The sequence below is a fragment of the uncultured Chitinibacter sp. genome (assembly GCF_945957625.1).
Lineage (GTDB): Bacteria > Pseudomonadota > Gammaproteobacteria > Burkholderiales > Chitinibacteraceae > Chitinibacter > Chitinibacter tainanensis.
The window spans coordinates 43,143-68,860 of sequence record NZ_CAMFLP010000015.1; the positions used below are offsets into that span (position 1 = coordinate 43,143).

A 25,718-nucleotide genomic window follows, 5' to 3' on the forward strand; every position below is an offset into this window, starting at 1 on the left:
GGCCTGTTTGCTGCTAAAACCTGATCAAGCATGAAACTAAATCTGCACTTTGTTGCCTTGAGTCTGGCCCTCAGTTTGCCGGCCGCATCGCTCTGGGCCTGTATTTATGATGGCGCGGGCGGGCCGAGCGAAGTTGACCCTGCCGCCCCAACGGCGGTTTTTGCTACCCAGATTGCCATCAGCGATGGTGAGCTGGCGGCGATTGAGCCACTGAGCGGGCAGGTGGCTTTGCAGCGCAGTTTGCACTGGCTGGAGCAGTTGCGCGATCTGCAGGAAGCCGCCGGAATGACGGGGACTTTGCATATTTATCTGGCCGAGGGCGGCCTATGGTCGCGCCTGAGTGATCAGGATGATCTGTCTGCCAGTAGCCTGCTGGAGTCGGCGCACCGCCTCAAGCTGCAAACCCATAGCCTGCCGCCCCGTGGCGGCGAGCGGATATTGATAGTAACTGAAGCCGCGTTAGCGGCGCTGGTGAATCAGCAATTAAGCCTGCAACAAGCCCAGCAACTGGGCATCGCTAAACTGAAAATCAAGCCTTATCCCATTAAGTTGCAATCTAATTGATGGGTATTGCGCTGAAATTATTTATAAAAATGCTCCGTACCGATATACCTATGCAGGGTATACAAAAGGAGGGTGAACAATGAAACACACACTACTGAGTTTATCGATTGGCGCAATATTGATTAGCCCGGTATTTGCGCAAACCACCTCATTGCAAGAGGCCGCTGGCAGCCCGTCGCCCCCGAGAAAGGCAAGGTGAAGCCGGCCACTTTACCCGCGATGAGGCCACAAGCTGCCACGCGCGAATTGCAGGCACAAACCACCGCCAGCCTGACCGCTTTGCTATCACACAAGCACGATCACTAAACCTGACTTCACGCCAAGCTAGCTGCTTGGCGTGAGTATTCAATTTGCTTGAGAATGTTATGAATCCAGTTTCTTTCGCATGTCGCCATTTACCGCTGGCCGTAGCAATGGCGTTTCCGCTCTTGGCGTATGGCGCCGATTGCGCCGATCGGTTTGAAACGACCCAATTTGATTATCTGGGGCGCAGCGCCGATAACAGCAAATCGTATTGGATTACCCAGAGTAATCGCGCTGATTCTTTTCGGGTGAGCGCGCCGGGCGTGGCCTCGATTGATAGCTGGCAAACCAGTGGGGCATCGACGCATATTACCGAATCAACGGTGGTTAAAAACGACGTCAATGGCACGCATAAACTCGACCGAATGAAGCCGGATGGCTCGTATGATTGCTTTTTGCAATCTCGCAACCAAACCAACCCCTTGCTGCCGCCAACGTGGCGCCCACCGGCCAAGCCCGAGCGTCCAGAGGTCGTGCGCCCTCAAATACCCGAGCGCCCCGTAGCTGTGCGGCCGCAAATTCCTGATCGGCCGGTGGCGATACGCCCGAGCATTCCTGAATTGCCGGTGGCGGTACGGCCCGAAATCCCGGATTTGCCGATTGTGGCACGGCCACAGCTGCCCGATCTGCCGGTGGTGACGCGCCCGGGGGCGATCCAGATCGCGATGAATGGCTATAGCTATGAATTAAGCCGCAGCCAGCTACTGCAGTATTGCCCCAGCGCGGTGATCGACGAGCAAGGGCAGGTTGATGATGCCTCGTTGCAAACGTGCTCGGGGCTGGTGGCGGCATTAAAAGTTGCTCCACTCACCCCGGGGCGTGATTTACTCGCCCCCAGCGAGTGGAATGCCTGGGCTGATCTGCAATATCTGCACTCCGACAATCGCCGCGGCTTTAGCCCCTTAGAAGGCGAGGGCAGCACGCTTAGCTTGGGGGCTGATCGCCTACTCAACCCCGAGCTGTCGCTGGGTTTTATGCTGACACTGAGCAAGCAAAATGCCGAGGCCTTTCGCGGCGCGCTCAGTAGCGATGCCGATAGCGTAATGGCGGGGCCGTATCTGGCCTATGCCTTAAACTCGAACTGGTCGCTGTTTGCCAATGTGCTGGCTGGGCGCGTTAGTCATGATTACCAATTGTTAAGCCTGCAGGGCGATAGCTCGGCAACTAAATACAGCGCCAGCCTCAATTTGCAAGGCGAATACGCGCTCGACGAGCGCAATGTAATTCGCCCCAAATTCGGGATAAGTTATAACAAGGAAGCGGCGAAAAGCTACCAATTCAGCGGCGTGTTGCTGGGTAAATCCTTGCAGGTGGTGGTGGATGATCCGCGCCATGAATCCGGGCAGATGCAGGCCAGTGCGGAATACAATACCCGCCTGCAAACCCAGCAGGGGCAAGTGTTCGTACCGTATCTTGAGGGCGGTGTGCTCTATAACTACCTGCAGCCTAATCAGTCGCTCAACCCCGATTGGCAAGGCTTGGTGCGGGCTGGTGTGCGCACGGTGGCGAGGCAAAGCTGGCAGGTGGACGTGAGCGCCAGCTACCAGAGTCTGGGCGTAAGTCAGCTGGAGGTGTGGGATTGCAAATTGTTTGTTTCCCACGCGTTCTAATCGCGACGCAAGCCTAGCCACACACAGCAAAACACCCCAGCGCGCTGGGGTGTTTTTTATGATGCACTTGCTGATTTGCTCAGCTGGCCTCCGCCGGTTTGCTCTCCGGCAAGAGCCGGGTCAGGATGGAAAACAGCGGTGGGTTGAGCAAGATCGACAGCAGCGCGCCAGCGATAATCAGCGCATTGGCATCGGTGCTCAGCAGCCCCAGCGCCATGCCCATGCTGGCCAAAATAAACGAGAATTCGCCAATCTGCGCCAGGCTCGCGGCAATGGTGCTGGCCACGGCATTGTTATAGCCGTATAGCCGCACAATGCCCCAAGCCGCCAGCGATTTACCCACCACAATCACCAATACGGTACCCAGCAGCGCCAGCGGTTGCTCCAGAATAATCGCTGGGTTAAACAACATACCCACCGAGACAAAAAACAGCACTGCAAACGCATCGCGTAGCGGCAGCGATTCTTCGGCCGCGCGATGGCTGAATTCCGATTCGGCCAACACCATACCGGCGAAGAACGCCCCCAGCGCAAACGACACGCCAAATAAATGCGCCGCGCCGTAGGCAACGCCCAGCGCAATCGCCAGCACGCCTAGGCGAAATAGCTCGCGGCTACCGGTCCAGACGGTTTTTTCCAGCACCCACGGGATCACTCGGCGGCCCACTACCAGCATAAAGGTCACAAAGGCGGCCACTTTCAGTAGCGTCATCAAGATTAGCTGCCCCAGCGCCACATCGCCGTGCCCACTGCTGGTGCCGCCCAAAAGGCCTGCCAGCGCCGGCAGCAAGACCAAGATCAGCACCATGGCCAGGTCTTCTACAATCAGCCAACCAATCGCAATCCGGCCTTGCGGGGTTTGCTCCAGCTCGTATTTTTGCAGTGCTTTTAACAGCACCACCGTGCTCGCCACCGATAGCGCCAGCCCAAACACCAGACCTTCGCCCGACGGCCAGCCCATCGCCCACGCTAGGCCCATGCCCAAGGCGGTGGCGCAAGCAATCTGTAGCACCGCGCCGGGGATGGCGATTTTCTTCACGCTCAGCAGGTCTTTCAGCGAAAAATGCAGGCCCACGCCAAACATCAGCAAAATCACGCCCACTTCGGCCAATTCATTGGCCAGCGCCTGATTGGCCAAGGGCCCCGGGGTAAAAGGGCCGACAATAATCCCGGCACACAAATAGCCGATCAGCGGCGGCATGCGGCAGCGCTGGGCCAGCATGCCGAATAAATAAGCCAGTCCCAGGCCCAAGACTAAAGTCGTTAACAGCGGTGTATCGTGGTGCATCGCATCTCCATCGCTTTGATTCTGCTCGATTATGACAGACGCACAGCTTGAAGCTGAACGGCAAATTCACATTCATGGTTGAAATTGTAATTTTCCCCTGCGGTTTTTGAGCTGGCGGCACAAGCAGGTACAATGGCGGTTTTGGCTCGCTGGCTGGCATTTGGTTCGCCACAGCGCCCCCTGCGCGGGCCCCACTTACGAATTTAGGCCGCTTCATGACGATTTCCCAACTCCTGAACCAGCGCGTACAAGCTGCGCTGGCCGCTGCTGGCGCCCCCGATGCGCCGGCTGTAATCCAGCCTTCCGGTAAACCAGAATTTGGCGATTTTCAGGCCAACGGGGTAATGGGCGCCGCCAAAGCGCTGAAAACCAACCCCCGCGAGCTGGCGGCCAAAGTGGTGGCTGCGCTGGATCTGGCCGGTATCGCCGACAAAGTCGAAATCGCCGGACCCGGCTTTATCAATATTCACCTCGCGCCCGAATTTCTGGCCCAGCGCCTGAGTGCCGCGCAAAGCGACGACGCCCTCGGTATCGCCAAGCCCGCGCCACAAAAAGTGATGGTGGAATATTCATCGCCCAATCTGGCCAAAGAAATGCACGTGGGCCATCTGCGCTCCACCATCATTGGCGACGCCATCGCGCGCGCGCTGGGCTTTGTGGGCCATGATGTGCAGCGCTGCAACCACGTTGGCGACTGGGGCACGCAATTTGGTATGTTGGTGGCTTACCTCGTCGAAACCCGTCAATCGGGCGATGCCGAGCTGGAGCTGGCCGATCTGGAAAACTTCTACCGTAAATCCAAAGTGCGTTTTGACGAAGACGCCGTTTTTGCCGATACCGCGCGTCAATACGTGGTGAAACTGCAAGGCGGCGACGCCGAAGTGCTGGCGCTGTGGAAGCAGTTTGTCGAAGTTTCCATGCAGCATTGCCAAGCGGTGTACGACAAGCTGGGCGTGGGGCTGGATCTGGCCGCGGTGCGCGGCGAATCGGCCTACAACGACGATCTGCCTGTGGTAGTCAGCGATCTGCGCAATGCCGGCCTGCTGGTGGAAGATCAGGGCGCGCAAGTGGTGTTCCTGCCGGAATTCAAAAACCCGGAAGGCGAGCCGCAGGCCATGATCATCCAGAAAAAAGATGGTGGCTTCCTGTATGCCACTACCGACCTCGCCGCCGTGCGCTATCGCCACCGCAGCCTTGATCTGAAACGCGTGGTGTATGTGGTGGATGCGCGGCAAAGCCTGCACTTTCAGCAATTGTTCACGCTCAGTCGCAAAGCCGGTTTTGCCCCCGCCGATATGGCGCTGGAACACGTGGCGTTCGGTACGATGATGGGCGAAGATGGCAAGCCATTCAAAACCCGCGCGGGTGATACGGTCAAACTGGTCGAGCTGCTGGATGAAGCCATTGAGCGGGCGTATACACTGGTAAGCCAGAAAAACCCTGATCTAGCGGAAGATACCCGCCGCAGTATCGCCAAAGCCGTCGGCATTGGCGCGGTGAAATACGCCGATCTATCCAAAAACCGCACCAGCGATTACATCTTCAACTGGGATACGATGCTGGCCTTCGAAGGTAACACTGCCCCGTATCTGCAATACGCCTACACCCGCGTGCAGTCGGTGTTCCGCAAAGTGGGCGCGGTGAATACCAACGCCGCCATCGTCATCACTGAGCCAGCCGAAAAACAGCTGGCGCTGCAATTGGCGCAGTTCGACGAAGTGATCGAATCAGTGGCCAGCACCTGCCAGCCGCATCAGCTGTGTGCGTATCTATTCAATCTGGCCCAGCAGTTCTCGCGCTTCTACGAAGCCTGCCCAATCCTCTCGGCCGAAGGCGCCGCCAAAGACAGCCGTCTGGCGCTGGCGGCCTTAACCGCCAAGACCTTGAAAACTGGGTTGAGTTTGCTGGGGATTGCGGTGTTGGAAGAGATGTAATTGGATTGATTAATAAAAAGGCGACCGGGAGGTCGCTTTTTTTTGGAATTTGGATCCCAAAATGAATGATTTTTTGCTAGGGTTTATTGGCTTGGATGTATTTGGCTTTAGTTTGATTTTTGGTTTTGTTTTATTAAATGTTGCTCTTTTTTATTTTTTGCTGGATCAAGATCGAGTTTGCCATGAACGGGGTGAGTTTCAGTGGGCTCGTTTTGGAATTGCCGTAGTATGCTGGGGCTTTTCTGTTGTAGGTATATTGATGTCATTTATGGTGATATATCCCATTTTGGCATGGGTGTGGCTACTAATTATGACGTGCTTCTGGGTTATTAATAAATCGAAGGGGAGGGGTTTTGCTTTAACTGGCTTATTTCTTGGTGGGGGCTGCTTTCTTTCCTTGCTGCTTCCAGCGTTGTATTCGTTTATATTAATTGGTGAAATTAGCTGGGCCAGTTTTATTATCTGTTTTTCAGGTCCTTTATTTTTCCTTGTGCTAATTTTGCCAACGCTAATTTTGGCTATTTTTTTGACTAGGTTTCACTGTTTTGAATTTAACGCGCAATAAACACTGAAGGGCGTAATCGCCGCAGGCATTACGCCGCATGAGTTGTTAAATCAACAATCGATGTTTCACCTGACTGGGGTTGGCGGCTGTGCGCCGCAGTACTTACTTCTCTTGCTTCGCCAAGAGAAGTAAGCAAGAGAAGGCGACCCGGGCGAAAAGCGCTCCGCGCTGCCCTTGCTTCGTCGTGAGCCAAACGATAAAGCCGTTCATCTCCCTCCTTGCTGCGGTTTTCGCTACACGGGAAACCGCCCCAACTTCACCAGCGCGGCAGATACTGGCGCTAGTATTGTGCTGTGATCCTTTATTTTCATGCCTTTCATGGATATACCCCTGCCGTGGTTGGCACGAGTCGCCCGTGGAGCCGCGCCGTTCGGGAGGCGGTTGGCAAGGTTTTAAGCCGCAACCTGTTTGAGCTGCGCGACGCTAGCGCGCAGCGAGTTTTGCGGCGCCTTGCCAAGCGCTGGACGGACGGGGTTTCGCGGTGATCGGGCGCGTTAGGGTTGCAAGGGGCAAGGCAAGACTGCCCCTTGCTCGTCCGGCGGGCGAAACCGCCGGTATACCGCCTGCGCCAGCAGGCCATGCCATCGTGAACCTTTAAAGTCAGCAGGTTTTTTGCGCCGTTGGCGCGATGTTTTAATGCGCGTTCCGCCGCGCAGACGGGAAGGGGTATTTGCTTCGCCAAATACCCCTTCACCCCAAAGGCGACCCGGGCTCAAAGCGCTCCGCGCTGACCTTGCCGCGTCGTGAGCCAAACAAAAGGCCGTTTGTCTCTCTCCTTGCTGCGGTTTTCGCTACACGGGAAACCAAGCCCCAACTTCACCAGCGCGGTAAATACTGGCGGCAGTATTGTTCTGCAGGCATTGATTTTCTTGGCTTTTGTGGATATACCCCCGCCGTGGTTAGCGCGAGTCGCCCGTGGAGCCGCGCCGTTCGGGAGGCGGTTGGCAAGGCATGGCGTAGCTTGGCAGCTTTGCCGCCTTAGCGGAGACTGTGGCCTTGGGCCATTTTAAGATGTGGCTGTTTGAGCGTTGCGACGCTAGCGCAACGCGAGTTCCCGCATCGCCTTGCCAAGCGCTGGACGGACGGGGTTTCGCGGTGATCGGGCGCGTTAGGGTTGCAAGGGACGGAGCAAGACCGACTGGCCTAAGGCCACGGCCTTCGCTAAGGCGCTAAAGCGCCAAGCTCCGTCACGCCTTGCTCGTCGTACGGCGGGCGAAACCGCCGGTTCACCGCCTGCGTAGCAGGCCATGCTCAACCTGCTCCTGCAGGGAATACAATCCACCTTGACGCGCCATCACCCCCACATCAACAATCGCTCTACTTTCAACCCACGGAACCATCATGCGCCCTCGCCTCAACCTGATTTTGCTCGGTGTAAATGATCTGGCGCGCGCCAGCGCATTTTACGCAGCGCTGGGCTGGCCCAAAGCGCCGTCGAGCCATGCGGGCTTTGTGAAAATTGATCTGGGTGGCGTGGTGTTGGGTTTGCTCGATCGGGCAGCGCTGGCAAAAGATTGCCTAGCTCCGGCGCAAAACCACAGCGGATTTGCCGGCTTTGCCCTCGTTTATATTGCGCATTCGGCCGCCGAAGTTGGCACCGTGCTCGCGGCGGCGGCCGCGTGCGGGGCCGAGATCGTAAAGCCTGCCACCACCACGGCTTGGGGAGTGGCGGGCTATTTTCGCGATCTGGATGGCCATCTCTTTGAGGTGTGCTACGAGGCGGGCTGGGTCTTTGATGCCGCTGACCACCTCGTGGTGTAACGCTTAGCGCAATAAGCGCTGCGCCAGCCCCGACTGGCGCTCCACCTTGCGCGCCACCGCCTGGCGCACGCTGCGCTCGTCGCCCCACAGCGTAACGCGGGTTTTGGCGCGGGTGATGGCGGTGTAGACCAGCTCGCGGCTTAAGAGCTGGCCGGCGCCCGCTTCGCCGGCGGGCAGCAGCAAGAGCACATGGGCAAATTCCGAGCCCTGCGATTTGTGCACCGTCATGGCAAAGGCGGTTTCCACATTGGCCAGCCGCGCCGGTGATACGCAGCGGGTGCTGCCATCGGCTTGCAAAAAATGCACCCACAGCTTGCCGCTGGCATCGGGCAGTGTGAGGCCAATATCGCCATTAAATAAGCCCAGCTCGTACAGATTTTGCGGGATCAGCACGGGCCGGCCGGCATACCATTGCTGCTCGGGTAGCTTGTGGCCACGGCGGGCGAGCTGCTGCTCGAGCAAGGCATTTACCTGTTCGACACTGGCCGCGCCACGGCGCAGCGGGCTTAAGACCCGAAAGGCGTCAAACGCGGCAAACACCGGTGCCGCGCTAGGCAATTCCGCGCCGGCCAAGGTGGCGGTGGTCTGCGCACTGGCATAGTTGGCCACGGCGGCAAGATAAGGCTGATATGCCGCCCACAGCGGGGCTAATAGTTCGGGCAGGCCGCTGCTGGCCGGATCGGCCGCCAGCCAGGCGAGCTCTGGCGGCGGTGCCGCATTCAGGCTGGCTGGCAACGCGGCCGGGCTCATGGCATTGGGCTGCAATAATTCAAACACCGCGCGGATTTGTTCCTGATTAATCGCGCGGGCCAGCTGGCCAATCTGGCCGGAAAAGCGATAACTTTTCACCAAGGTAATCACATGATCGCCAAGCTGGCTGGGCGAAAACTCAGGCTGCACCGGCTGGCCGGTGAGCGCACTGAGCTGCGCGGCAAACGCAGGTGATAGCCCGACATCGCTACACAAATCGCCCAGCACCGCGCCCGCCTCCACCGAGGCGAGCTGGTCTTTATCCCCCAACAGCACCAGCCGCGCATGGCTGGGCAAGGCAGCCAGGAGTTTACTCATCAGGGCCAGATCGACCATCGAGGCTTCATCCACCACCAGCACATCCAGCGCCAGCGGGTGGCCGGCATGATGCACAAAGCGCACCGAATCAGGCCGGCTACCCAACAGCCGATGCAGCGTGCTGGCCTCGGTGGGCAGCGCGGCCAGCACCTCGGGCGCGAGCTGATCAGTCAGCTGGCTGCGGGCATTGCGAATGGCTTCCTGCATGCGGTTGGCCGCCTTGCCGGTGGGCGCCGCCAGCCGGATATTCAGCGGCGTGCCCGCGGTTTGCAGCGCGCCGGCTTGAAACAGCGCCAGTAGTTTGACCAAGGTGGTGGTTTTGCCGGTACCCGGCCCACCACTGATCACCATCAGCGCCTTGCATTGCGCCGCCGTGGCGGCCACGCGCTGCCAATCCAGCTCTTTGCCAGCTGGGCCAAAGAGCTGGGTGAGTTGCGCAGCCAGCCCTGCGGGCGGGGCGAGCTCGCGCGCGCACAGCGCGGTTAGCCGTGCCGCCAGCTCGGCTTCGTAGGCATGATAGCGCGCCAGATACAGCCGGCCCGCTTCGGCAATCAGCGGGCAAAATTCACCCGGCGCTCCCACCGCACCGCTGGCGCGCCAGGCGGCCAGATCACTGCCGGGCGGAATGTTGACGCAGACATCACCGCGCTCGCTGGCGCTGGCGGCCTGCAGCGCCAAGCCCAGTAAATCAGGCGGCGCGCTGGGGCAGGTTTTGCGCAGCAGCGCCACCAGCGCCTGACCATAGGCACTGCCACTGGCGGTGCTCGCGCCGGTCAGCGATGCGGCGCGGGCGGGCTCGGCCACGGCAGGCTCAGTTGACGCTAACTCGGCCGGGGCGGTCAATTCGGTTTGCGGTGACTTAATCATGCTGCGCTCCCAGTACGGCATCCAGCGCCTCAATTAAACCCACCGGGGGTTTATGCTGCCAAATACCGGCTTCATTAACCTCTGGGTGCATACCCCGAATAAATAAATACATCACGCCACCAAAATCACGCTGATAGTCATACGCCGCGCCCAAGCGCTGGCGCAAATAGCGATGCCAGGCCACCACATACAGCAGGTATTGCAGATAGTAATGCGCATCGGCCATCGTCTCGGTCAGCCGTGCGGGCTGATAGTCATCCCAGCTGGCGCCCAGATGGTTGGATTTGTAATCGACGATGTAATAGCGCCCCGCATGGACGGCCACCAAGTCGATCACGCCATTTAAATACGCCTCGATCTGCTCGGGCTTTAGCCGCTGGCTGGCAGCAATAAACGCCGCCGGCACGCCATATTGCGGCTCGGCCAGCACCGCGCAAAAGCGCCGCAAATCCAGCGTGGGGCAATGCAGCAAAAACGGCCATTCGTTCAGCCGCTGTCTCCGGCTCAGGCTGGCCAGCGTAAAGCGCGGCTCATCGCCGACCCCTATTGGGGTATCTAGTACTTCACCCAGCCAATCTGCGATCTCGGAGAGCATACCCTCCTCGGGTACATCCGCATCCGCAGGGCTGCTGCTATCAACTGATGGCAGCAAGCCGGCTTGCTGCAATTGCTGCGCGATCACCGGCCACCATTGCTGCCGCTCGGGCTGGCTGAAATCCCAGTGTTCAAACATGCCGTGCAGCGCCGTGCCGGCATCGGCGCCACGGGTAAAGCGAAAACGTAGCGGCCCCAGCCGCTCGCTACTCAGCGTGGGCAAGACATCGCGATCATGATCGGCGGCGTGCTCGGCCTGCTCGCTGCTGCCATGCCGCGCCACCCCGCGCGAGAGCGACGAGAAACTCACCAGCCGCCATGGCGCTGCCCACGGGCGCGACGGCAGCTGCGCCACCGCCAGCGTGGGCTGCTGCGCCGCCGGCGGCTGATAGCGGGCCTGCAGCGGCAATTCGCTCAGATCGCTGATACTCACCGGCCCCAAAGCCTGCAGCGCGCTGGCCAGCTCGCTGGCGCTCCACTCGCCGATTTTGCTGTGCAGCGTGGCACCCTGCACCCGCAGCACCTGCGCCAGCGCCGCGTTATTCAGCGCGGGCTTGGAGGCGAAATGTACTTTTTCGGTAAAGCTGGGATAGGCCAGATATAGCCGATGCTTGGCGCGAGTCAGCGCCACATACAAGAGCCGCAACTGCTCGGCATAGCCCTCCAGCCGCGCTTGCTCGGCCGCGGCCTGGCGCGCTTCGGGGCTACCGTGCAAGAGGGTGCGCGCTTCGCCGCTGCCGGTGTGATATTGCAACAGCTGGCCATCGCGGCTGAGCTCACCCGGCCCGCGCCAGAGCAAAGGGCAAAACACCACCGGGTATTCCAGCCCTTTAGAGGCATGAATGGTCACAATCTTCACCCGCTCGGCATCGCTTTCCAGCCGCATTTGCTGGTTTTCCGCCTGCCCATCCGGCTCGGCAATCTGCCGATCCAGCCAGGCCAGCAATAAGGCCGGGCTGGGGCGCGCGCGGGCTTCATGCTGAATCAGCTCGGCCACATGCAATAAATTAGTCAGCCGGCGCTCGCCATCGGCAAAACCAAGCAAGCGCGCCGGGGTGCCGCTGTGCACCAGCCAGCGGCGGAACATCGCCATAAACCCGGCTTTGCGCCATTCATCGCGCAGGGTTTGCAGCTGCTCGATCTGCGCCAGCCACGCCGCTTCATCCGCTTGCAGCGCAATCAGTTGCGCCACACTCAGGCCCACCACCGGGCTAACCAGCGCACGGCGCAGCAAGGCCGGATTGGCCGGCTCATTTATCGCCAGCAGCAAGGCCAGCAGCCCCTGCGCCTCGGGCGCGGCAAATACGCTCTCCCGCACCTGCGTCACCGAGGGCACACCGGCGCGCAACAAGGCACGGCGCAGCTGTTCGGCATCGCGGTGGCTGCTGACCAAAATCGCAATATCCCCCGGCGCCAGCGGCCGCTCGCCCAGCGTGGCCTGCCCGGCCGCCGCGCGCTGCAAGAGCTGCACGATTTCCTGCGTTACCCCCTGCACAATCAGCTGGCGTGCAGCTTCGGCCTTGGGCGCCGGATACACAAAGGCATGCACCGCCTGCCGCTGATCGGCGATCTGTAATTTGGATGGCCCGCTGTGCTTGGCCTTGATCTCCGGGTGCTGAATTTGCGCTTCGACAAAGGCATCGGCCGGCGCAAAAAGCCGGTTGATAAAGGCGATAATCGCTGCATCCGAGCGAAAATTAGTATCGATCGAATAGCGACCCGTCGCCGCTTGCCGCGCCTGCAGATAGGCATACACATCGGCGCCACGAAAGGCGTAAATCGCCTGCTTGGGATCGCCCACCATAAAGAATGGCGGCGCACTGCTCGACTCTTCTACCCCATTTGCCCCAGCCTGCTCATCCCCATCCGCCGCCTGCGGCGTGCCAAACAGCGTATCCAGAATGCAAAACTGGGTTGGATCAGTATCTTGAAATTCATCCACCAGCGCAGCGCGATATTTCTGCCGCACCTTGGCCACCAGATGCGCGCGGCGGCGCTCGTCCTGCAAGGCGCTGGCCAGGAGATTCAGGCTGTCATCAAACGACATTTGCCCCGCTGCGGCTTTGCGCAACGCCAGCTCGCGGCGCACATAGCGGCCAAAGCCCAGCAACCAGTGCGCCAGATACAGCGCCAGATCTTGCTCCAGCGTAGTGCGGGTATCGATCAGCGCCTCTACCGCAGAGAAAAACTCATCGTGCGGCACGCTGTCTTGGTGTTTTTTCAGCACCGCATCATTTAAGGCCGTCTGCGCCAATGCTTTCAGCTCGGTCGGCAACGGCCCATTGGGCGCGGCAAAATAGGCCTCGATGCGCGCAGTCCAACCGGCTTCGGCTAGAAAACCCAGTTTGTTTTTCTTGAGCAGCCCTTGCGTGTGCAAAATGCTTAGCGCCGGCACCAGCCGCGCCGATGCCCACAGCCGAGCGCAGGCCGCGACCGCCTGCTGCCAGCGCGCGGCCACTTGCCCCAGCTCGGGGCAAGCCGGCAATGGATCCAGCCGGGCTTCATCCAGCCCCGCCCAGCGGTGCGCCATGCGCGCCAGCGCATCTACCCCCAGGCCTTTTGTGCGCCCCACCGACACTTGTGCCAGATAATTCACCCAGATGGGATCAGCGGGGTATACCTCGCTACGCCAGAAATCTCGAGCGATCTGGGCCAATACCTCTGATTCATCGCTAATCATCTCGCGATCAAAATCAAAGCCGGCCTCAAACGCTTGCTCGGTCAGCAGGCGCTGACAAAAACTGTGAATCGTCGAAATTGCCGCCTGATCAAGCGTCGCCAGCGCCAGCCGCAGCTGATCGAGCAGCGGTTTCACCGCCACGCCCTGCGCCACAATCTGCGCCCACAGCGTGGCGCAAAATGGCTCGGGCTCGCCATTGAGCAAAACGGGGCTTTCGTCTTGCAGCGTTTGCGCCAGTTGCGCCAGCCGGGTGCGGATGCGATCTTTCAGCTCGGCGGTGGCAGCCTTGGTGAAGGTCACCACCAAGATCTGCTCGGGCAGCAAGGCGCGACTGAGGTCAAACTGCGGCGCGGCGCCAGACTCTTCTGCGTCGGTATGCGCCCCCAGCACCAGCCGCGCATAGAGGCCAGTGATATTGAAAGTCTTGCCAGTGCCGGCCGAGGCCTCGATCAGATTGCGCCCGCCCAGCGGCACGGTATGCACGGCCAGTGGGACCAGCTGCAAGGCAGCTGACTGTTGGGTGGGCTCTGCTTCAGCAGTAGTAGCAGTCGCGGCAGCGCTCAGCTCAGGCATGGCGGTAGTCTCGGTGGGGTTGGCGTTACTACATAAATCCGGCCCGAATAAATCTGGCTGCGCGTGGATAGGCTCATTCGGCGTCATAGTGCCTCCGGCGTGGCGGCCTGGCGGGCCAGATCGGCGCGTAAACTACTGCGGCTCAGGTGAGCGAACAGCGGCGCCAATAGTCGCTCGCTCCAGTCGGCAAATTCATCCCGCCATGGGCTCTCCTCGGCCAGCGGATCTTCCGGCCACAGCAATTGAATGGCCGGATCGGCATATTCGCCCAACTTATCAAAGCTGTCGTACCAGCTTTTGCTCAGGACATCCCAGCGCTGCTCCGGCTCGGCCGTCTGCCACTGCAGCGCAGTTTTGCTAAACCAGGCCTGCGGGCGTTGCCAATGCGCCAGCACAAAGGCCAGCACGGTATTGAGCTCACTCAGCGCCGCTACGGCACTCAGCGGCGCAAAACACCAGACTTCCTCCGGCGCTAACACCCGCGTTGGCGCCGTGCCGCCCAGCGCGCAATATGCCAGATGGCGCAGCCAAAAGCGCAGTACCTCGCGCGGAAAAACCTTGCTGCGCTCAATCAGCTGCCCGGCCGGATACAGCCGATCCAGCGTGACTGCCAGCGGGTAGCTCTGGCCCGCGTGGCTGAGCGCCAGCCATTCACTCAGCACCTGTTCGTCCGCCTCGCCGCGATAGCTGGGTAGCGCCTGGCGCAAGGCATCGGCGGCCTCGATTTCGCGCGCCAGCAGCAAGCGCCCGGGCGTGCCCAGCGGCACCTGCCCTTGCGCGGCCAACAGCTCGGCCGCTGCCGGGCCGTATTGCAAGGTGCGCTCGCGCACCAGCCGGTCGGCAAAATCGCGCAGATCAAATGGCTCGTCTTCCGGCAGCGCGCCGGCGGCTTCGTCCAGATTCAACTGCGCGCGGTAGCGCAGGAAAAAGGTGGCGGGCTTGCTCAGGCATTCGGCCAACAGGCCCAGCGTTAAGGTCGGTAGCGGCGGGATTTCGTCAGCACCGGCCAGCACGGGCGCCACGGCGGCATCACCCGTACCCGTTGCCAGCTCGCTCGGGCCTTGTAGCAGCCGCCGCGCGGCATCACCCCACAGCGGATTAAACGACTGCACCGGGGTATCGGGCTGAAAGCTTTGTGGGCTAAAGACTTGCAGCGGATACTCCGTATAAATCTGCGCGAGCAAGGTGCTACCATCGTCATCGCTACTGGCGGCAAAACCTTGGCGAACGACATCCAGCACATCGGCCACCAGCACCGATGGCGGATAAGCCTCGTTATCACGCACCCCGCGCCCCACCCACGATAAATACAAACCATCGCGCGCCGCGAGCAGGATTTCTAAAAACAGATAGCGGTCATCCAGCCGGCGCGAACGATCGCCCAGCCGCGGGTTTTGCGCGATAAGATCAAAGCCGGCCTGCGGCGGATTGCGCGGAAAATCGCTTTCATTCAGCCCCAGCACGGCAATGCGCCGGAACGGCAGCCCGCGCATCGGCACCATGGTACAAAACGTCACCCCGCGCGAAACAAAGCCCGAGCCCCGGCTGCTGGTATCAAAGCGATGGGTCAACCAATCGAGCACCACCAGCCGCGAGACGCTGGTATTGAGCTCGGCCAAAGCGGCCTCTTCCGCCAGCGCCGCCAGCGTGCTGCGAATGGCTTGCAAGAGCAGGCGCTCGGCATCCTGATGCGGGTCGAAAAGGAAAAACGCCTCCAGTAGTTGCAGCGCCTCCGTACTCCATTCGGCCAAGGTGCGCGCCGGCTGCAGCCGCTGGCGCCAGCTCGCCAGCGCGCTGATCACCGCCTGCAGTTTGGCCAGCAAGACCACTTGCGAGCCTTCCAGATCATCCCACGGCGCCAGCCCTTGCCACAGCGGCAATGCCTCGCCCGCCTGCGCTTGCGGCAGTGCTGCACCCAAAATCAGGCTATCGAGCCCGGCTTGCCAGGTATTGGCCGCCCCCAGCTCCGCCAGCCCCGGGGCCGCGGCCAGCACTTCGGCACGGTGGGCTGCATCCAGCCCCCAGCGGATACCGGCGCTGCTAATCCAGTGTTGCAGCGTCGCCAGTTCATCCGCGCTAATGCCAAAACGCGCCGCCAGTTGCGGGTTTTCTAAGAGGCCAAAGACTTCATCGGCGGTGCAACGGCTGGCCGGCAGATTAAAGAGCTGCAAAAACACGGCGATCGCCGGGCATTCTTGCGCAGTTGTCAGATCAGCAATATTAAATGGCAGCGCCGGCGCGCACGCCGCCGCCGCGCCGCCAAATACCGCCTCGATCAGCGGCGCATACGGCCCCAGATCAGGCAGCAGCACGGCAATATCGGCCGCCAGCAGCGTTGGATCGGCCGCGAGCCAGTGGCAAATCTGATCATGCATTACTTCCACTTCGCGCATCGGGCTGTGGCAGCTATGAAAACTTAGCGAGCGATCTTGCGCCGGCACCACATAGCGGCTCACAGCGCCCGGCGCATCGCCGCGCTGCCGCAGATTGAGAATATCGGATTGCAATTGCTGCAGCAGACTTGGGCTGGCAAGATCCGCCGCCGGATCAAGAAACAGCGGCCCATCGCCGCCCATAGTCCACGGAAAAGCCTCGGTCACTGCGCGATAAAAATCACGCCCGGCCTTGCCCATACTGGCCAGCAGCGGATGGCCAACATCCAGATAGAGGCTTTCTTGCGGTCGGGCCAATTGTTGCCGCGCCTGCGCTTGCGGGCTCACAATCGCGCCCCAGTCTTCGCGGCAAGGATTAAGCAAAAACAGATTCACATCGATATGCTCGGCCAGCGCGCCCAGCACATCGATATAAGCGGGCGGCATGCTCGCCAGGCCAAACACGGTGAGCCGTTCGGGTAAATGTTGCGGCGCCTCGTGCGCCCAGCGGGCAAACAGCTGTACAAACATCTCGGCGCGGTGCGGCACTGGCGCGCCCAAGCCGGCCTGCGCTAGCGTGCCCTGCTGAATGGCCTGATGCGCTTCGCGCCACAAGGCCGCTTGCCAGGCTTCATCGGGCCCCAAGTTACCCACCAGCCGACCGGCTTCCCACTCGGCGATCCAGTCGCGGCGAAACACCAGATACTGGTCAAACACATCGGCCAGTTTGCCGGCGAGCGCCATACGCCGGCGCTCATCGCCTTCCTGCAAATAGGCCGCCACAATCGGGCTTTGTGCGCGCGCCGCCGAGCGAGGCAAGATCTCGAATAGCCGCCAGGCCAGCGCCGCCGAGCCATAGGGCGAATTTTTCGGCAGCCCCGGCAAGGCTTGCTGCAAAAGTTGCCAGACAAAACCGGCCGGCAAGGCAAAATCCACCCCGGCGCAAATGCCGGTGCGCCGCGCCAGCGCAAAGCGCAGCCAGCGCTCCATCCCCTTGCTGGAGACAATGATCTTTTCATTGGCCAGCGGATCCGTCAGCGGCACCTCGATCAGGGCCAGCATAAGTTCAAACAGGTTTTCCAGCCGGTTGGACTGAAACAGATTGAGACGCGCAGTCATGGGGTTTCCTTGCCGTTCAGCCGGCTATTTTAGCCCAGATTCGGGGCTGACTTCATTCTGACAACAGCAGCATCATCTCGGTGTCGCAAGCTGCGCAAGCGCAGGTAGATTTGTTAGACTGAGCCATCTTGTTGGCCTGTGCACATCATGCAACTGACCCGACTGCAAGTGACCAATTTTCGCGGCATTAGCCAGATCGATCTGCATCTGGATGCCGCCGCCACCGCGCTCTTTGGCGAAAACAACTGGGGTAAAACCAGCCTGATTGTGGCGCTGTGCCGCTGTCTAACCGCGCCGCAGCCGGTGGATACCCTGTTTAGCCACGAAGATTTTCACCGTGTGCACAATACCCGGGCCAGTATTGCCCGGCGACTCAATATCACACTGTACTTTCAGGGCAATACCCCCGGGGATGAATTTGCGCCGCTGTGCTGGCATAGCTGGCGCAACCCCGACGATGGCAGTGAAGATGCCCATGAGCCGATGTTGGCGCTGCGCTTTAGCGCCGAGCGCTTTGGCCATCACGAAATCCGCGCGCGGCGTAGTTTTATTCACCCCGACGGCAGCGAAATCGAGCACCCCGCGACCGATCAGCTGGCCGATACCCTGATCCGCCTGCACCCGGTGTTGCGCTTTCGCGATATGCAGCTCACCGACTGGCTGGAACACCCGCGGCTGGCCAGCCGGCCGCAAGATAGTCAGCTCACCCTCCCGGCCAGCGACGCAGTGCGGCAGGTTTTCGAGCGGATACTGACGCTGCCGCATCAGCTGCATCCGCAGGAATTACGCCAGGGGCTGGCGGCCATGCAGCAGCTGCTGAGCGAAAACACCAATCTGCTCGCGCGCGAGAGCAACCCCAATCAGCGCCTGGCCGAGCAAATTGCCAACGCCCCGCTTAATTTTCGCGATGAAGATAATCTGCTGGAAATCGCCCAGCGCTCGGGTTCGAATCTGCGCCGCATGGCGCTGCTAATGCTGATCGGTGCGCTGCTGCATGCGCGTGGCGAAGATGCCCTCAGCCACGAAGCCCAGCCCATTATGGTGATGGAAGACCCGGAAACGCATTTACATCCGATTCAGCTGGGTTTGCTATGGGGGCTGATCGAGCAGCTGCCGCTGCAAAAAATCATCACCACCAATCATGGCGACTTACTGGCCAGCTTTCCGCAGCAAGCACTCAGGCGGCTAGTGCGCAAAGCCCATTCGGTGCATGTATATCAGCTGGGGGACGCCGCGCTGTCAATGGCCGATGCGCGCAAAGTGGCGTTTCATATTCGCAGCAATCGCAGCAGCAGTATGTTTGCCCGCGTGTGGCTGCTGGTGGAAGGCGAAACCGAATTCTGGCTAATCCCCGAATTAGCCCGCATTTGCGGGGTGAATTTCCCGCTGGAAGGCATCCGCTGCGTGGAATTTGCCCAAGCAGGGCTGGCACCACTGATCAAATTTGCCGATCAGCTGGGCATACACTGGCATGTGCTCTGTGATGGCGACGATGCGGGGCTGAAATACTGGCAGCGGGCGCAAAAGCTCTTGCGCGGCCGTGAGGAAGGCCAGCACATCACCCTCTTGCCCAGCCGCGATATTGAGCATTTTTTCTGGGAACACGGCTTTGCCGACATTTACCGCGCCGCCGGCCAGCCGCAACGCGAGCCCATGTCGCCGCAACACGCGGCCGCACTGGCGCTACAGGCGCAGCAACCCATGAGTGACGAAGACATCATCAGCCGGGCGCTGCGCTATCACAGCAAGCCAGGCATGGCGCTGGAAATCGCGGAAGCTGCCGAGCTAAAGGGGCGCGAGAGCATTCCGCCGCAATTACAAACGATGTTTACCACCCTGCAGGCGCTGGCCAGCAGCCTACCCGAGAGCGAAGTGTGAAGCTGAGCCAATCCATTAAGCAAGACCTCAGCCCAATAGCCCCGCCACGTTCACACTGGCAACGCCAAGCGGTACTGGCCAGCCACTGGCAATGGCTCATCAGCCTGCTGGGGTTGGGTGTGAGCTATCTGGTGCATTTTTTCTTGCTGTTTGTGATCGGGGTCGGCCATATGATGCCCGGCCTACCCGGCTGGTTTACATTGGCCTCGCTACTGCTGCAGCTCATCCCACTGGCAGCTTCTGCTTTAGTGAGCTTGGCGCTGTTGTGGAGCTGGCAACGCCGCCACGTGTGGCTGTGGCTCACATTATTTGGCTGGGTCTGCCTTAGCCTGCCCATTTTTGCTGAACTCGCGCGGCAATATGGGCGCACGGTGGGGCAATAAAAAACCGCCGCAGTGGCGGCGGTGTGCTGCGGCTTAGCGCCATTAAAACCAGGCCCCAAAGTTGGCTTTAAAGCCATTCAAATGCTCGCCAGTGATGTAGCTAAAGCCCGCGCGCAAATCGGCTTCGCGTGCACTGAGGCTGCGCTTGGTACCAAAGGTAATGCCAATTTCATCCTGATAATTACTAAAGAGCTCGGTGCCGGTGTAGCGAGTGTCGATCACGAACGCTTCGATGGTGAGCGGTGTATCCAGCAAAGCCCAGGGCGTATCCCACGAGAACAACAGGCCATTGCGAAACACGGTATTAGCCACATCAGGGCTGATGGTGGTGTTGTCGTACTTCACCCGCATCACTTTGTAGTAGCCCACCATATTGCCCAGCGAGAGCGACCAGCCCTCGCCTTGCCAGGTGTAATTCGAGCTTAAACCCAGCGAAGCCATCCAGCCGCCACCGGCCAGATCTTTAGAGCCGGTGATCCGCGCCCCGCCAGACACCGCCACCACCCAGTTGGGCTGCACCGGATAGCGGTACACGGCACTCAGGCTGGCATCATAGGCTGTCGAGCCATCCACCGTGGTGTAGCCCAAGGGGATATTCACCAACAGCTCATGATTGGCCTCATCAAATTGCCGCGAGTAAGTCAGCGGCAGGGTAAAACCATCACTACTCATGCTTTTGGCTGCACCCACCGCATCACTAACAAAATGTCCGTACACTACGCCCAGGCCAAAGGTATTGCTGCTGCCACTGCCCCCACTGCGTGCGCCCGAGCCCAGCCACATGGCCTGACTATCTTGTGTTACCGCTCGGCTCATCAAGCTATTGGGGTTACCGGCGACCGGATCAACTGGCGAGAGTTTGACGCTGGTTTTTAAAAAAGCTTCGAGAAATTGCGGGTTCTTTTTGATGAAGTCGCCCATCATTTTCTCGCTTTCATCCCGCGTCGCGCCGATAAAGCTCTGATTGAGATTAATGCTAGGCACTTCCAGCACCAGCTTGGTGCTATTGGCAGTTGGGTAGGCCATCTTGATCGGCACGCCGCGAAAATTAATTTCGGCCGACACCACTTCCGTCCCCTGATAACCGGCAAAAAAAGTGCGGATCGATGGCGTTTCTAGAATATTGATCGAATCATCCGCCGAATCGAGGCTGATCGAACTCGATTTACCATGAATCGTCGCTGTAATATCAAATACACCTGCAACGGATAAAGTAGAAGCTAGGCCCATTCCGCAGGCCAACATTGTCCATGTGCGCATCGCCCCCTCCTATGGCTGTCATCTTCCTAAACAGCCTAGTCAGTGATGCAGAGCAGCACAAATATGAAATTAAAAATATCTACTTGATCTTAAACAGAAAAAAACTACTTCTAGCGCAAAAAAAGCCAAATTCAAGTCTTGCTATCTTGGTCGAGCGGCAACTGCGGCAAAGCCGCCACAGCATGCTGCCAACGCAAGTAAATCCGCCATTCGCGCAAGGCCATCGGTGCCGCGCTATCGGGCCAAATGATTAAAGTAGCGGTGCGCTGCCAGGGTTTTTCCGGCTGCCACACCAACAGCAATACCCCGCCAGCGCTCCAATGCTGCTGTAGCGCCCGCACCACTTGCCGCCCGTCGCGATAGGTGATCTCAAATAATCCGTCAGCTAAGGCGCGGACTTCAACGACTACATCCGCCTGCCAAGGGCGGCGCCAATACCTGCGCCATGCGCCCAATACCGGCAAGCCGAGCAAGGCAAAAGCCCAGTGCTGCGGCACAAGCAAGCCCACCGCCAGCAAGGCCAAGCCAAATTGCAGACATAAAAAACCCCGCTCCCAGCGGGATACGGGGTTAATCTGCAAAGGCAGCGGCAACATGTTTAGTCGCCGATCTGAATGCTGCCGTTCACCGTCACAAACAGCCGGCTTTCACCTGCATCAACCGGGGCCGGCGCTGGGGCCGCGGCGGCTTCCATCATCGCCGGCGCCATGCGGTACATTGGCCGTGGCGGCGGGCTATTGGTTTGCGTCTGAACATTCAGATTGATCGCTTTCCAGCCACTGCCACTCATCCCGCGCTGAATCAGGCTCGCCCGCTCGCGAAATGCCTTTAAGCCCTCGCCAATCAGCTGGTCTTCTACCTGCTTGCGGCTTTGCTCAGACACTTCGTAGCGGATATCCGCCAGTTGCAGCGCAATACCGGTGCTTTGCGGTTTTTGTAGCGCGGCAATCAGCTGGGATAGCGCGGTAAAGTCTTTGGAATTGATCCGCAGCTCGCCGCGGCTGCGCCAGCCTTGCGGCTGGTTTTTGCTGTTATACAGCGGATAGCTGCTATAGCCGGTGCCCGCCGATTGCACGCTCGGATATTGCTTGAGCGTTTTTTGCGCAGCGAGGATGGTCTGGTTGATTTTATCCGCCAGCTTGCTCGGATCATTGTCGCTGAGTTCCACAAACAGCACCGCGTGGGCCAGATCATTGCTCACTTGCTGGCTGGCCGAAGCTTCCAGATTCACCACATTAAAGCGTGGCTCATCGGCGGCATTCGCCACTAGGGGTATTGCCAGCAATACTGCGATTGAACTTGCAATCAGCGACATACGCATACAGGGTATCCTTTTAGTGGTAGTTGTGATCGGTCGGCGTATTGTGAATTTCTTCGGCCACCGCATCCATCACGCCCAAGTGGATTTCCACATCGAACCAATCCCAAAACAGCTTCAGATTGCGCTTGGCCGGCCACAGGCTTTCGTCCTGCACCCAGCTGGCCAGCTCTTGCGCAAACAGCTGATCGGCAATGTCATCAATAAAGGCGATAGCGTCTTCCGGCTCTTCCGCTTCCGGCACCAGAATCACCGTACAGTCAGAACGGATTTCTTCCAGTGTGAGCACCACATCATTGCCCGGCAAGGCATTGAGCCAATCTAAAAACGCTTGTTTGGGGCGGATAATGGCCGCCGAACGATCAACGATAAACATGGTATTTCCTAAAAAAGAGCATAACCAACAGGTCGGGGCTGTGCGGTAAATCTCAAACCGCCGACCCAGGCCAATTGGCTAATGTCTTGAACTATTGCACATTAGTCCGGCTGAACCAACGCTGAATTTTCACGTTGTTTGCCGGCTGAATGGGGCGCCACCGCAGAGCAGTGCCCCCCCTTTCCCTTGCCTGCCGCGGCTTAGCGCCGGCGGCGACGTTTTGGCGCGGCAGGGACCCCCTGGGCGGCCTGCTCGGCGCCGGCACGGCGACGCTGGGTCGCCGTGCCCGGCTTTTTGCGCTTCGCAGCGGGGGTGGCAGGCGCAGCGGCGCTGCTGCGGCCACGCCCACTACGTGGTGCGTAGGGATTACGCGCTGGCGGCTCATCAGCTTGCCAAGCAGCTGCTTCGGCATCATCAAAAAACGGCTTGGCGCTCACGCCGCTCAGACGGCTTTCTGTGACCGAGGCCCGCGTGCGGGCGGCACTGGGGGCTGCCGCTTTTTTTGTGCGGCGAGTGGATTCAAGCGGCGCTACTTCGCCGGGGGATACTTCAACTGAGCTTGCCTCAGCACGACGGCGGCCGCTGGCCTTGGCTCCCGATTTGCTGCCAACAGAGCCCGAGCCTGCAGCCTTGGGCGCGGTTTTGGCCGAGCTAGCGCCAGCTTTACCCGTTTTACCGGCTTTATTGCCGCCACTACCGACCAAGCGGCCTTCATCATCGACCAGCGCAAAATCAATTTTGCTGGTTTCCAGATCAACCCGCACCACACGCACTTTCACCCGATCGGTCATCCGGAACAACTGCCCGCTGCGCTCGCCTTTCAGCTCTTTGCGCTGCTCATCAAAGTGGAAATAATCCACCCCCAGCTCAGACACATGCACCAGCCCTTCTACATACAGCTCATCGAGCAAAACAAACATGCCAAAGCTGGTCACTGCCGACACCGAGCCCATAAATTCGGCACCAATCTTGTCTTGCATGTAATAGCACTTCAGCCAGTTTTGGACATCGCGGCTGGCTTCATCGGCGCGGCGCTCGGTCATCGAGCATTGCGCGCCCAGCTGCTCCCATTTGCTGGCCGGTTTGTATTTCTTTTTCGCCAAAATCGCTTTGATGGCACGATGCACCAGCAAATCGGGGTAACGGCGAATTGGCGACGTGAAGTGCGTATAGGCTTCGTAGCTCAAGCCAAAGTGGCCGGCGTTATCCGGCGAATACACCGCCTGCTGCAAGCTGCGTAGCAACATGGTTTGCAATAAAGGCGCGTCTTCGCGTTCTTTAATCGCATTGAGCACTTGCGCATAATCCTGCGCCCCTGGCTCATCACCACCACCCAGGCTTAGGCCCATCGTGCGCAGATATTCGCGCAGATTGCGCAGTTTTTCCGGTGTGGGGCCTTCGTGCACGCGATACAGGCACGGATGTTCGTTTTTCAGCAAATAATCGGCAGCGCAGACATTAGCGGCCAACATGCATTCTTCGATCAGTTTGTGCGCATCATTGCGCACTACCGGCACGATGGCTTTGATTTTGCCCAGCTCATCGAACCGCATTTCGGTTTCCTGGGTTTCAAAATCAATGGCGCCACGCACCTGGCGCGCTGCCTGAAACACTTTAAACAGCGAATACAGGGTTTTCAGATGAGGCAATAGGTGGGTATTGGCCCGCGCGTCTTCCCCTTTGGGGTTTTCCAGCATATCCCATACCCGGGTATAGGTGAGGCGCGCTTTGGACAACATCACGGCCGGATAAAACTCGTATTTTTTGATTTCACCGGTGGCGCTCACCCGCATATCGCAGACCATACACAGCCGCTCAACATCCGGATTGAGCGAGCAGATGCCGTTGGACAAGGCTTCGGGCAGCATCGGGATCACCCGACGGGGGAAATACACCGAATTGCCGCGCTCGATCGCGGTGAGATCAAGCGCATCGCCCGGGCGCACATAATGGCTCACATCAGCGATCGCCACCACCAGCCGCCAGCCTTTGCCTTTTTTCTCGGCAAACACCGCATCATCAAAGTCTTTGGCAGTTTCACCATCAATGGTCACCAGTGGCAGCTCGCGCAAATCTACGCGCTCGACGCCATGCTCGGGTTTCCAGTCTTTCTTTTTGACTTTCAGCGGCGTTTTAGCCGCTTGCGCTTCGGCTTCGGGCGAGAACACGTGCGGCAAATTGTGTTTGCGCAGCGCGATTTCGATTTCCATGCCTGGGTCGTCATAATTACCCAGTACTTCCACCACTTTGCCCACCGGCTGCGAATAGCGCGATGGCTGGGTTAGCAAATCGACCATCACCACTTGCCCGGCCTGGGCGCCACCGGTGTTTTTGGCTTCCAGCAAAATATCGCGGCTAATGCGCTTGTCTTCAGCGGTGACAAAAAACACACCGCGCTCATTATGCAGCCGGCCCACCAGCCGCTGATTCACGTGTTCGAGGACTTCGGCAATACTGCCCTCAGGGCGGCCACGGCGATCGACGCCAATTGGGCGGACCAGCACACGATCACCGTGCAGCACTTTGTCCATTTCTTTCGGGCCCAGAAACAGATCATCGCCACCATCATCGCGCAGCAGGAAACCAAAACCATCCGGATGGCCCTGCACCTTACCGGCAATCAGGTCGAGTTTTTCTGGTAGGCACAGGGCGCCCTTGCGGTTAACCAAGAGTTGCCCCTCGCGGGCCATGGCCTGCAAACGGCGTTCGAATGCGTATTGTTCGTCTTCCAGAATTCCCAGCTGGGCCGCCAATTCATCGGCGTACATCGGCGCTCCGCGCTCGGTTAATAATTGCAGCAGGAATTCACGGGAAGGAAGGGGAAATTCATAGCGCGTTTTTTCTCGCGCCAAAAAAGGATCGCTGGCTCGTAAGCCATTCATTTTTGGATGGGTTTTGCTTTTACTCGGTTTTTTACTATCCATTAGGCGAATTTTTTTCTCAAAAAGTGATTGACAGGTTGTCGTGGGCTTCATATTATACGCCCCTCTCTGCTGCAGCAACGAAAACAAACGTTAACGAAGCTGCTGATTGAAGCGCCCAGGTGGCGGAATTGGTAGACGCACTAGGTTCAGGTCCTAGCGCCCGCAAGGGTGTGGAAGTTCGAGTCTTCTCTTGGGCACCAACGCTTCAATCACAATAGTATCAGGAATGCCCAGGTGGCGGAATTGGTAGACGCACTAGGTTCAGGTCCTAGCGCCCGCAA

At 59.2% G+C, this 25,718-nt stretch carries 16 protein-coding genes and 1 tRNA gene; 8 read left to right on the top strand and 9 right to left on the bottom strand.

From position 1 onward, the window contains the following. Positions 1 to 30 precede the first annotated feature (30 nt). Together QV747_RS14570 and QV747_RS14575 are read left to right on the top strand one after the other, a co-directional pair. A complete protein-coding gene (locus QV747_RS14570; RefSeq protein WP_273432488.1) occupies positions 31 to 564 on the top strand; it encodes a hypothetical protein in 534 nt (177 codons plus the stop codon). 365 nt (positions 565 to 929) lie between these two features. Continuing rightward, the gene (locus QV747_RS14575; protein ID WP_273432489.1) at positions 930 to 2,477 is read left to right on the top strand and encodes an autotransporter domain-containing protein; all 1,548 of its coding nucleotides are present in this window, start codon (positions 930 to 932) and stop codon (positions 2,475 to 2,477) included. A 79-nt stretch (positions 2,478 to 2,556) separates the two neighbouring features. On the opposite strand, the gene QV747_RS14580 is transcribed toward QV747_RS14575, so the two are convergent. Continuing rightward, a complete protein-coding gene (locus tag QV747_RS14580) occupies positions 2,557 to 3,765 on the bottom strand; it encodes a cation:proton antiporter (protein ID WP_273432490.1) in 1,209 nt (402 codons plus the stop codon). Positions 3,766 to 3,980: 215 nt separating this feature from the next. On the opposite strand from QV747_RS14580, the gene argS reads away from it, so the two are divergent. The 3 genes from argS (at position 3,981) to QV747_RS14595 (ending at position 8,025) form a co-directional block, all read left to right on the top strand. Next, a complete protein-coding gene (gene argS / locus QV747_RS14585; protein ID WP_273432491.1) occupies positions 3,981 to 5,699 on the top strand; it encodes an arginine--tRNA ligase in 1,719 nt (572 codons plus the stop codon). Between the two features lie 61 nt (positions 5,700 to 5,760). After that, positions 5,761 to 6,264 (top strand): hypothetical protein, encoded by a 504-nt coding sequence (locus tag QV747_RS14590; RefSeq protein ID WP_273432492.1) that lies wholly within the window; start codon positions 5,761 to 5,763, stop codon positions 6,262 to 6,264. A gap of 1,341 nt (positions 6,265 to 7,605) precedes the next feature. Next, positions 7,606 to 8,025 carry a VOC family protein gene (locus tag QV747_RS14595; RefSeq protein ID WP_273432710.1) on the top strand — a complete coding sequence of 140 codons (420 nt, stop codon included), beginning with the start codon at positions 7,606 to 7,608 and terminating at the stop codon, positions 8,023 to 8,025. A gap of 3 nt (positions 8,026 to 8,028) precedes the next feature. On the opposite strand, the gene recD is transcribed toward QV747_RS14595, so the two are convergent. Genes recD through recC form a run of 3 tightly spaced genes read right to left on the bottom strand, consistent with a single transcriptional unit; the run spans position 8,029 to position 17,298 of the window. After that, a complete protein-coding gene (gene recD / locus QV747_RS14600; RefSeq protein ID WP_273432708.1) occupies positions 8,029 to 9,960 on the bottom strand; it encodes an exodeoxyribonuclease V subunit alpha in 1,932 nt (643 codons plus the stop codon). Beyond that, positions 9,953 to 13,894 (bottom strand): exodeoxyribonuclease V subunit beta, encoded by a 3,942-nt coding sequence (gene recB / locus QV747_RS14605; RefSeq protein ID WP_273432706.1) that lies wholly within the window; start codon positions 13,892 to 13,894, stop codon positions 9,953 to 9,955. Before recB ends, recD begins: the two co-directional genes overlap by 8 nt. Further along, a complete protein-coding gene (gene recC, locus QV747_RS14610) occupies positions 13,891 to 17,298 on the bottom strand; it encodes an exodeoxyribonuclease V subunit gamma (protein WP_273432705.1) in 3,408 nt (1,135 codons plus the stop codon). The genes recB and recC overlap by 4 nt, the downstream gene beginning before the upstream one ends. A 147-nt stretch (positions 17,299 to 17,445) precedes the next feature. On the opposite strand from recC, the gene QV747_RS14615 reads away from it, so the two are divergent. After that, entirely contained in the window at positions 17,446 to 19,176 is a 1,731-nt protein-coding gene (locus QV747_RS14615) for a DUF2813 domain-containing protein (RefSeq protein WP_273432703.1), read from the top strand. Next, positions 19,173 to 19,559 carry a hypothetical protein gene (locus tag QV747_RS14620; protein ID WP_273432700.1) on the top strand — a complete coding sequence of 129 codons (387 nt, stop codon included), beginning with the start codon at positions 19,173 to 19,175 and terminating at the stop codon, positions 19,557 to 19,559. The genes QV747_RS14615 and QV747_RS14620 overlap by 4 nt, the downstream gene beginning before the upstream one ends. A 42-nt stretch (positions 19,560 to 19,601) precedes the next feature. On the opposite strand, the gene QV747_RS14625 is transcribed toward QV747_RS14620, so the two are convergent. The 5 genes from QV747_RS14625 to rnr all read right to left on the bottom strand — a co-directional run bounded on the left by QV747_RS14625 (position 19,602) and on the right by rnr (position 25,395). After that, complete coding sequence (locus tag QV747_RS14625; RefSeq protein WP_273432699.1) at positions 19,602 to 20,819, bottom strand: hypothetical protein; 1,218 nt, start codon at positions 20,817 to 20,819, stop codon at positions 19,602 to 19,604. A gap of 131 nt (positions 20,820 to 20,950) precedes the next feature. Further along, the gene (locus QV747_RS14630; RefSeq protein ID WP_273432697.1) at positions 20,951 to 21,415 is read right to left on the bottom strand and encodes a hypothetical protein; all 465 of its coding nucleotides are present in this window, start codon (positions 21,413 to 21,415) and stop codon (positions 20,951 to 20,953) included. 2 nt (positions 21,416 to 21,417) lie between these two features. Next, positions 21,418 to 22,140 (bottom strand): SIMPL domain-containing protein, encoded by a 723-nt coding sequence (locus QV747_RS14635; RefSeq protein WP_273432695.1) that lies wholly within the window; start codon positions 22,138 to 22,140, stop codon positions 21,418 to 21,420. Positions 22,141 to 22,153: 13 nt separating this feature from the next. Further along, complete coding sequence (locus QV747_RS14640) at positions 22,154 to 22,513, bottom strand: hypothetical protein (RefSeq protein WP_028450870.1); 360 nt, start codon at positions 22,511 to 22,513, stop codon at positions 22,154 to 22,156. A gap of 200 nt (positions 22,514 to 22,713) precedes the next feature. After that, positions 22,714 to 25,395: a ribonuclease R gene (rnr, locus tag QV747_RS14645; RefSeq protein WP_288791522.1), complete on the bottom strand. Its 2,682-nt coding sequence runs from the start codon at positions 25,393 to 25,395 to the stop codon at positions 22,714 to 22,716. 155 nt (positions 25,396 to 25,550) lie between these two features. On the opposite strand from rnr, the gene QV747_RS14650 reads away from it, so the two are divergent. Continuing rightward, positions 25,551 to 25,637, top strand: a tRNA-Leu gene (locus QV747_RS14650). Positions 25,638 to 25,718 lie beyond the last annotated feature (81 nt).

Excerpts from the sequence above, each read along its gene's own strand:
- QV747_RS14575 (WP_273432489.1), top strand. The coding sequence starts at position 930 with ATGAATCCAGTTTCTTTCGCATGTCGCCATTTACCGCTGGCCGTAGCA.
- QV747_RS14615 (WP_273432703.1), top strand. The coding sequence starts at position 17,446 with ATGCAACTGACCCGACTGCAAGTGACCAATTTTCGCGGCATTAGCCAG.
- QV747_RS14630 (WP_273432697.1), bottom strand. The coding sequence starts at position 21,415 with ATGTTGCCGCTGCCTTTGCAGATTAACCCCGTATCCCGCTGGGAGCGG.
- QV747_RS14590 (WP_273432492.1), top strand. The coding sequence starts at position 5,761 with ATGAATGATTTTTTGCTAGGGTTTATTGGCTTGGATGTATTTGGCTTT.
- QV747_RS14640 (WP_028450870.1), bottom strand. The coding sequence starts at position 22,513 with ATGTTTATCGTTGATCGTTCGGCGGCCATTATCCGCCCCAAACAAGCG.
- QV747_RS14580 (WP_273432490.1), bottom strand. The coding sequence starts at position 3,765 with ATGCACCACGATACACCGCTGTTAACGACTTTAGTCTTGGGCCTGGGA.
- QV747_RS14570 (WP_273432488.1), top strand. The coding sequence starts at position 31 with ATGAAACTAAATCTGCACTTTGTTGCCTTGAGTCTGGCCCTCAGTTTG.
- recD (WP_273432708.1), bottom strand. The coding sequence starts at position 9,960 with ATGATTAAGTCACCGCAAACCGAATTGACCGCCCCGGCCGAGTTAGCG.
- QV747_RS14595 (WP_273432710.1), top strand. The coding sequence starts at position 7,606 with ATGCGCCCTCGCCTCAACCTGATTTTGCTCGGTGTAAATGATCTGGCG.
- recC (WP_273432705.1), bottom strand. The coding sequence starts at position 17,298 with ATGACTGCGCGTCTCAATCTGTTTCAGTCCAACCGGCTGGAAAACCTG.
- recB (WP_273432706.1), bottom strand. The coding sequence starts at position 13,894 with ATGACGCCGAATGAGCCTATCCACGCGCAGCCAGATTTATTCGGGCCG.
- argS (WP_273432491.1), top strand. The coding sequence starts at position 3,981 with ATGACGATTTCCCAACTCCTGAACCAGCGCGTACAAGCTGCGCTGGCC.
- rnr (WP_288791522.1), bottom strand. The coding sequence starts at position 25,395 with ATGAATGGCTTACGAGCCAGCGATCCTTTTTTGGCGCGAGAAAAAACG.
- QV747_RS14635 (WP_273432695.1), bottom strand. The coding sequence starts at position 22,140 with ATGCGTATGTCGCTGATTGCAAGTTCAATCGCAGTATTGCTGGCAATA.
- QV747_RS14625 (WP_273432699.1), bottom strand. The coding sequence starts at position 20,819 with ATGCGCACATGGACAATGTTGGCCTGCGGAATGGGCCTAGCTTCTACT.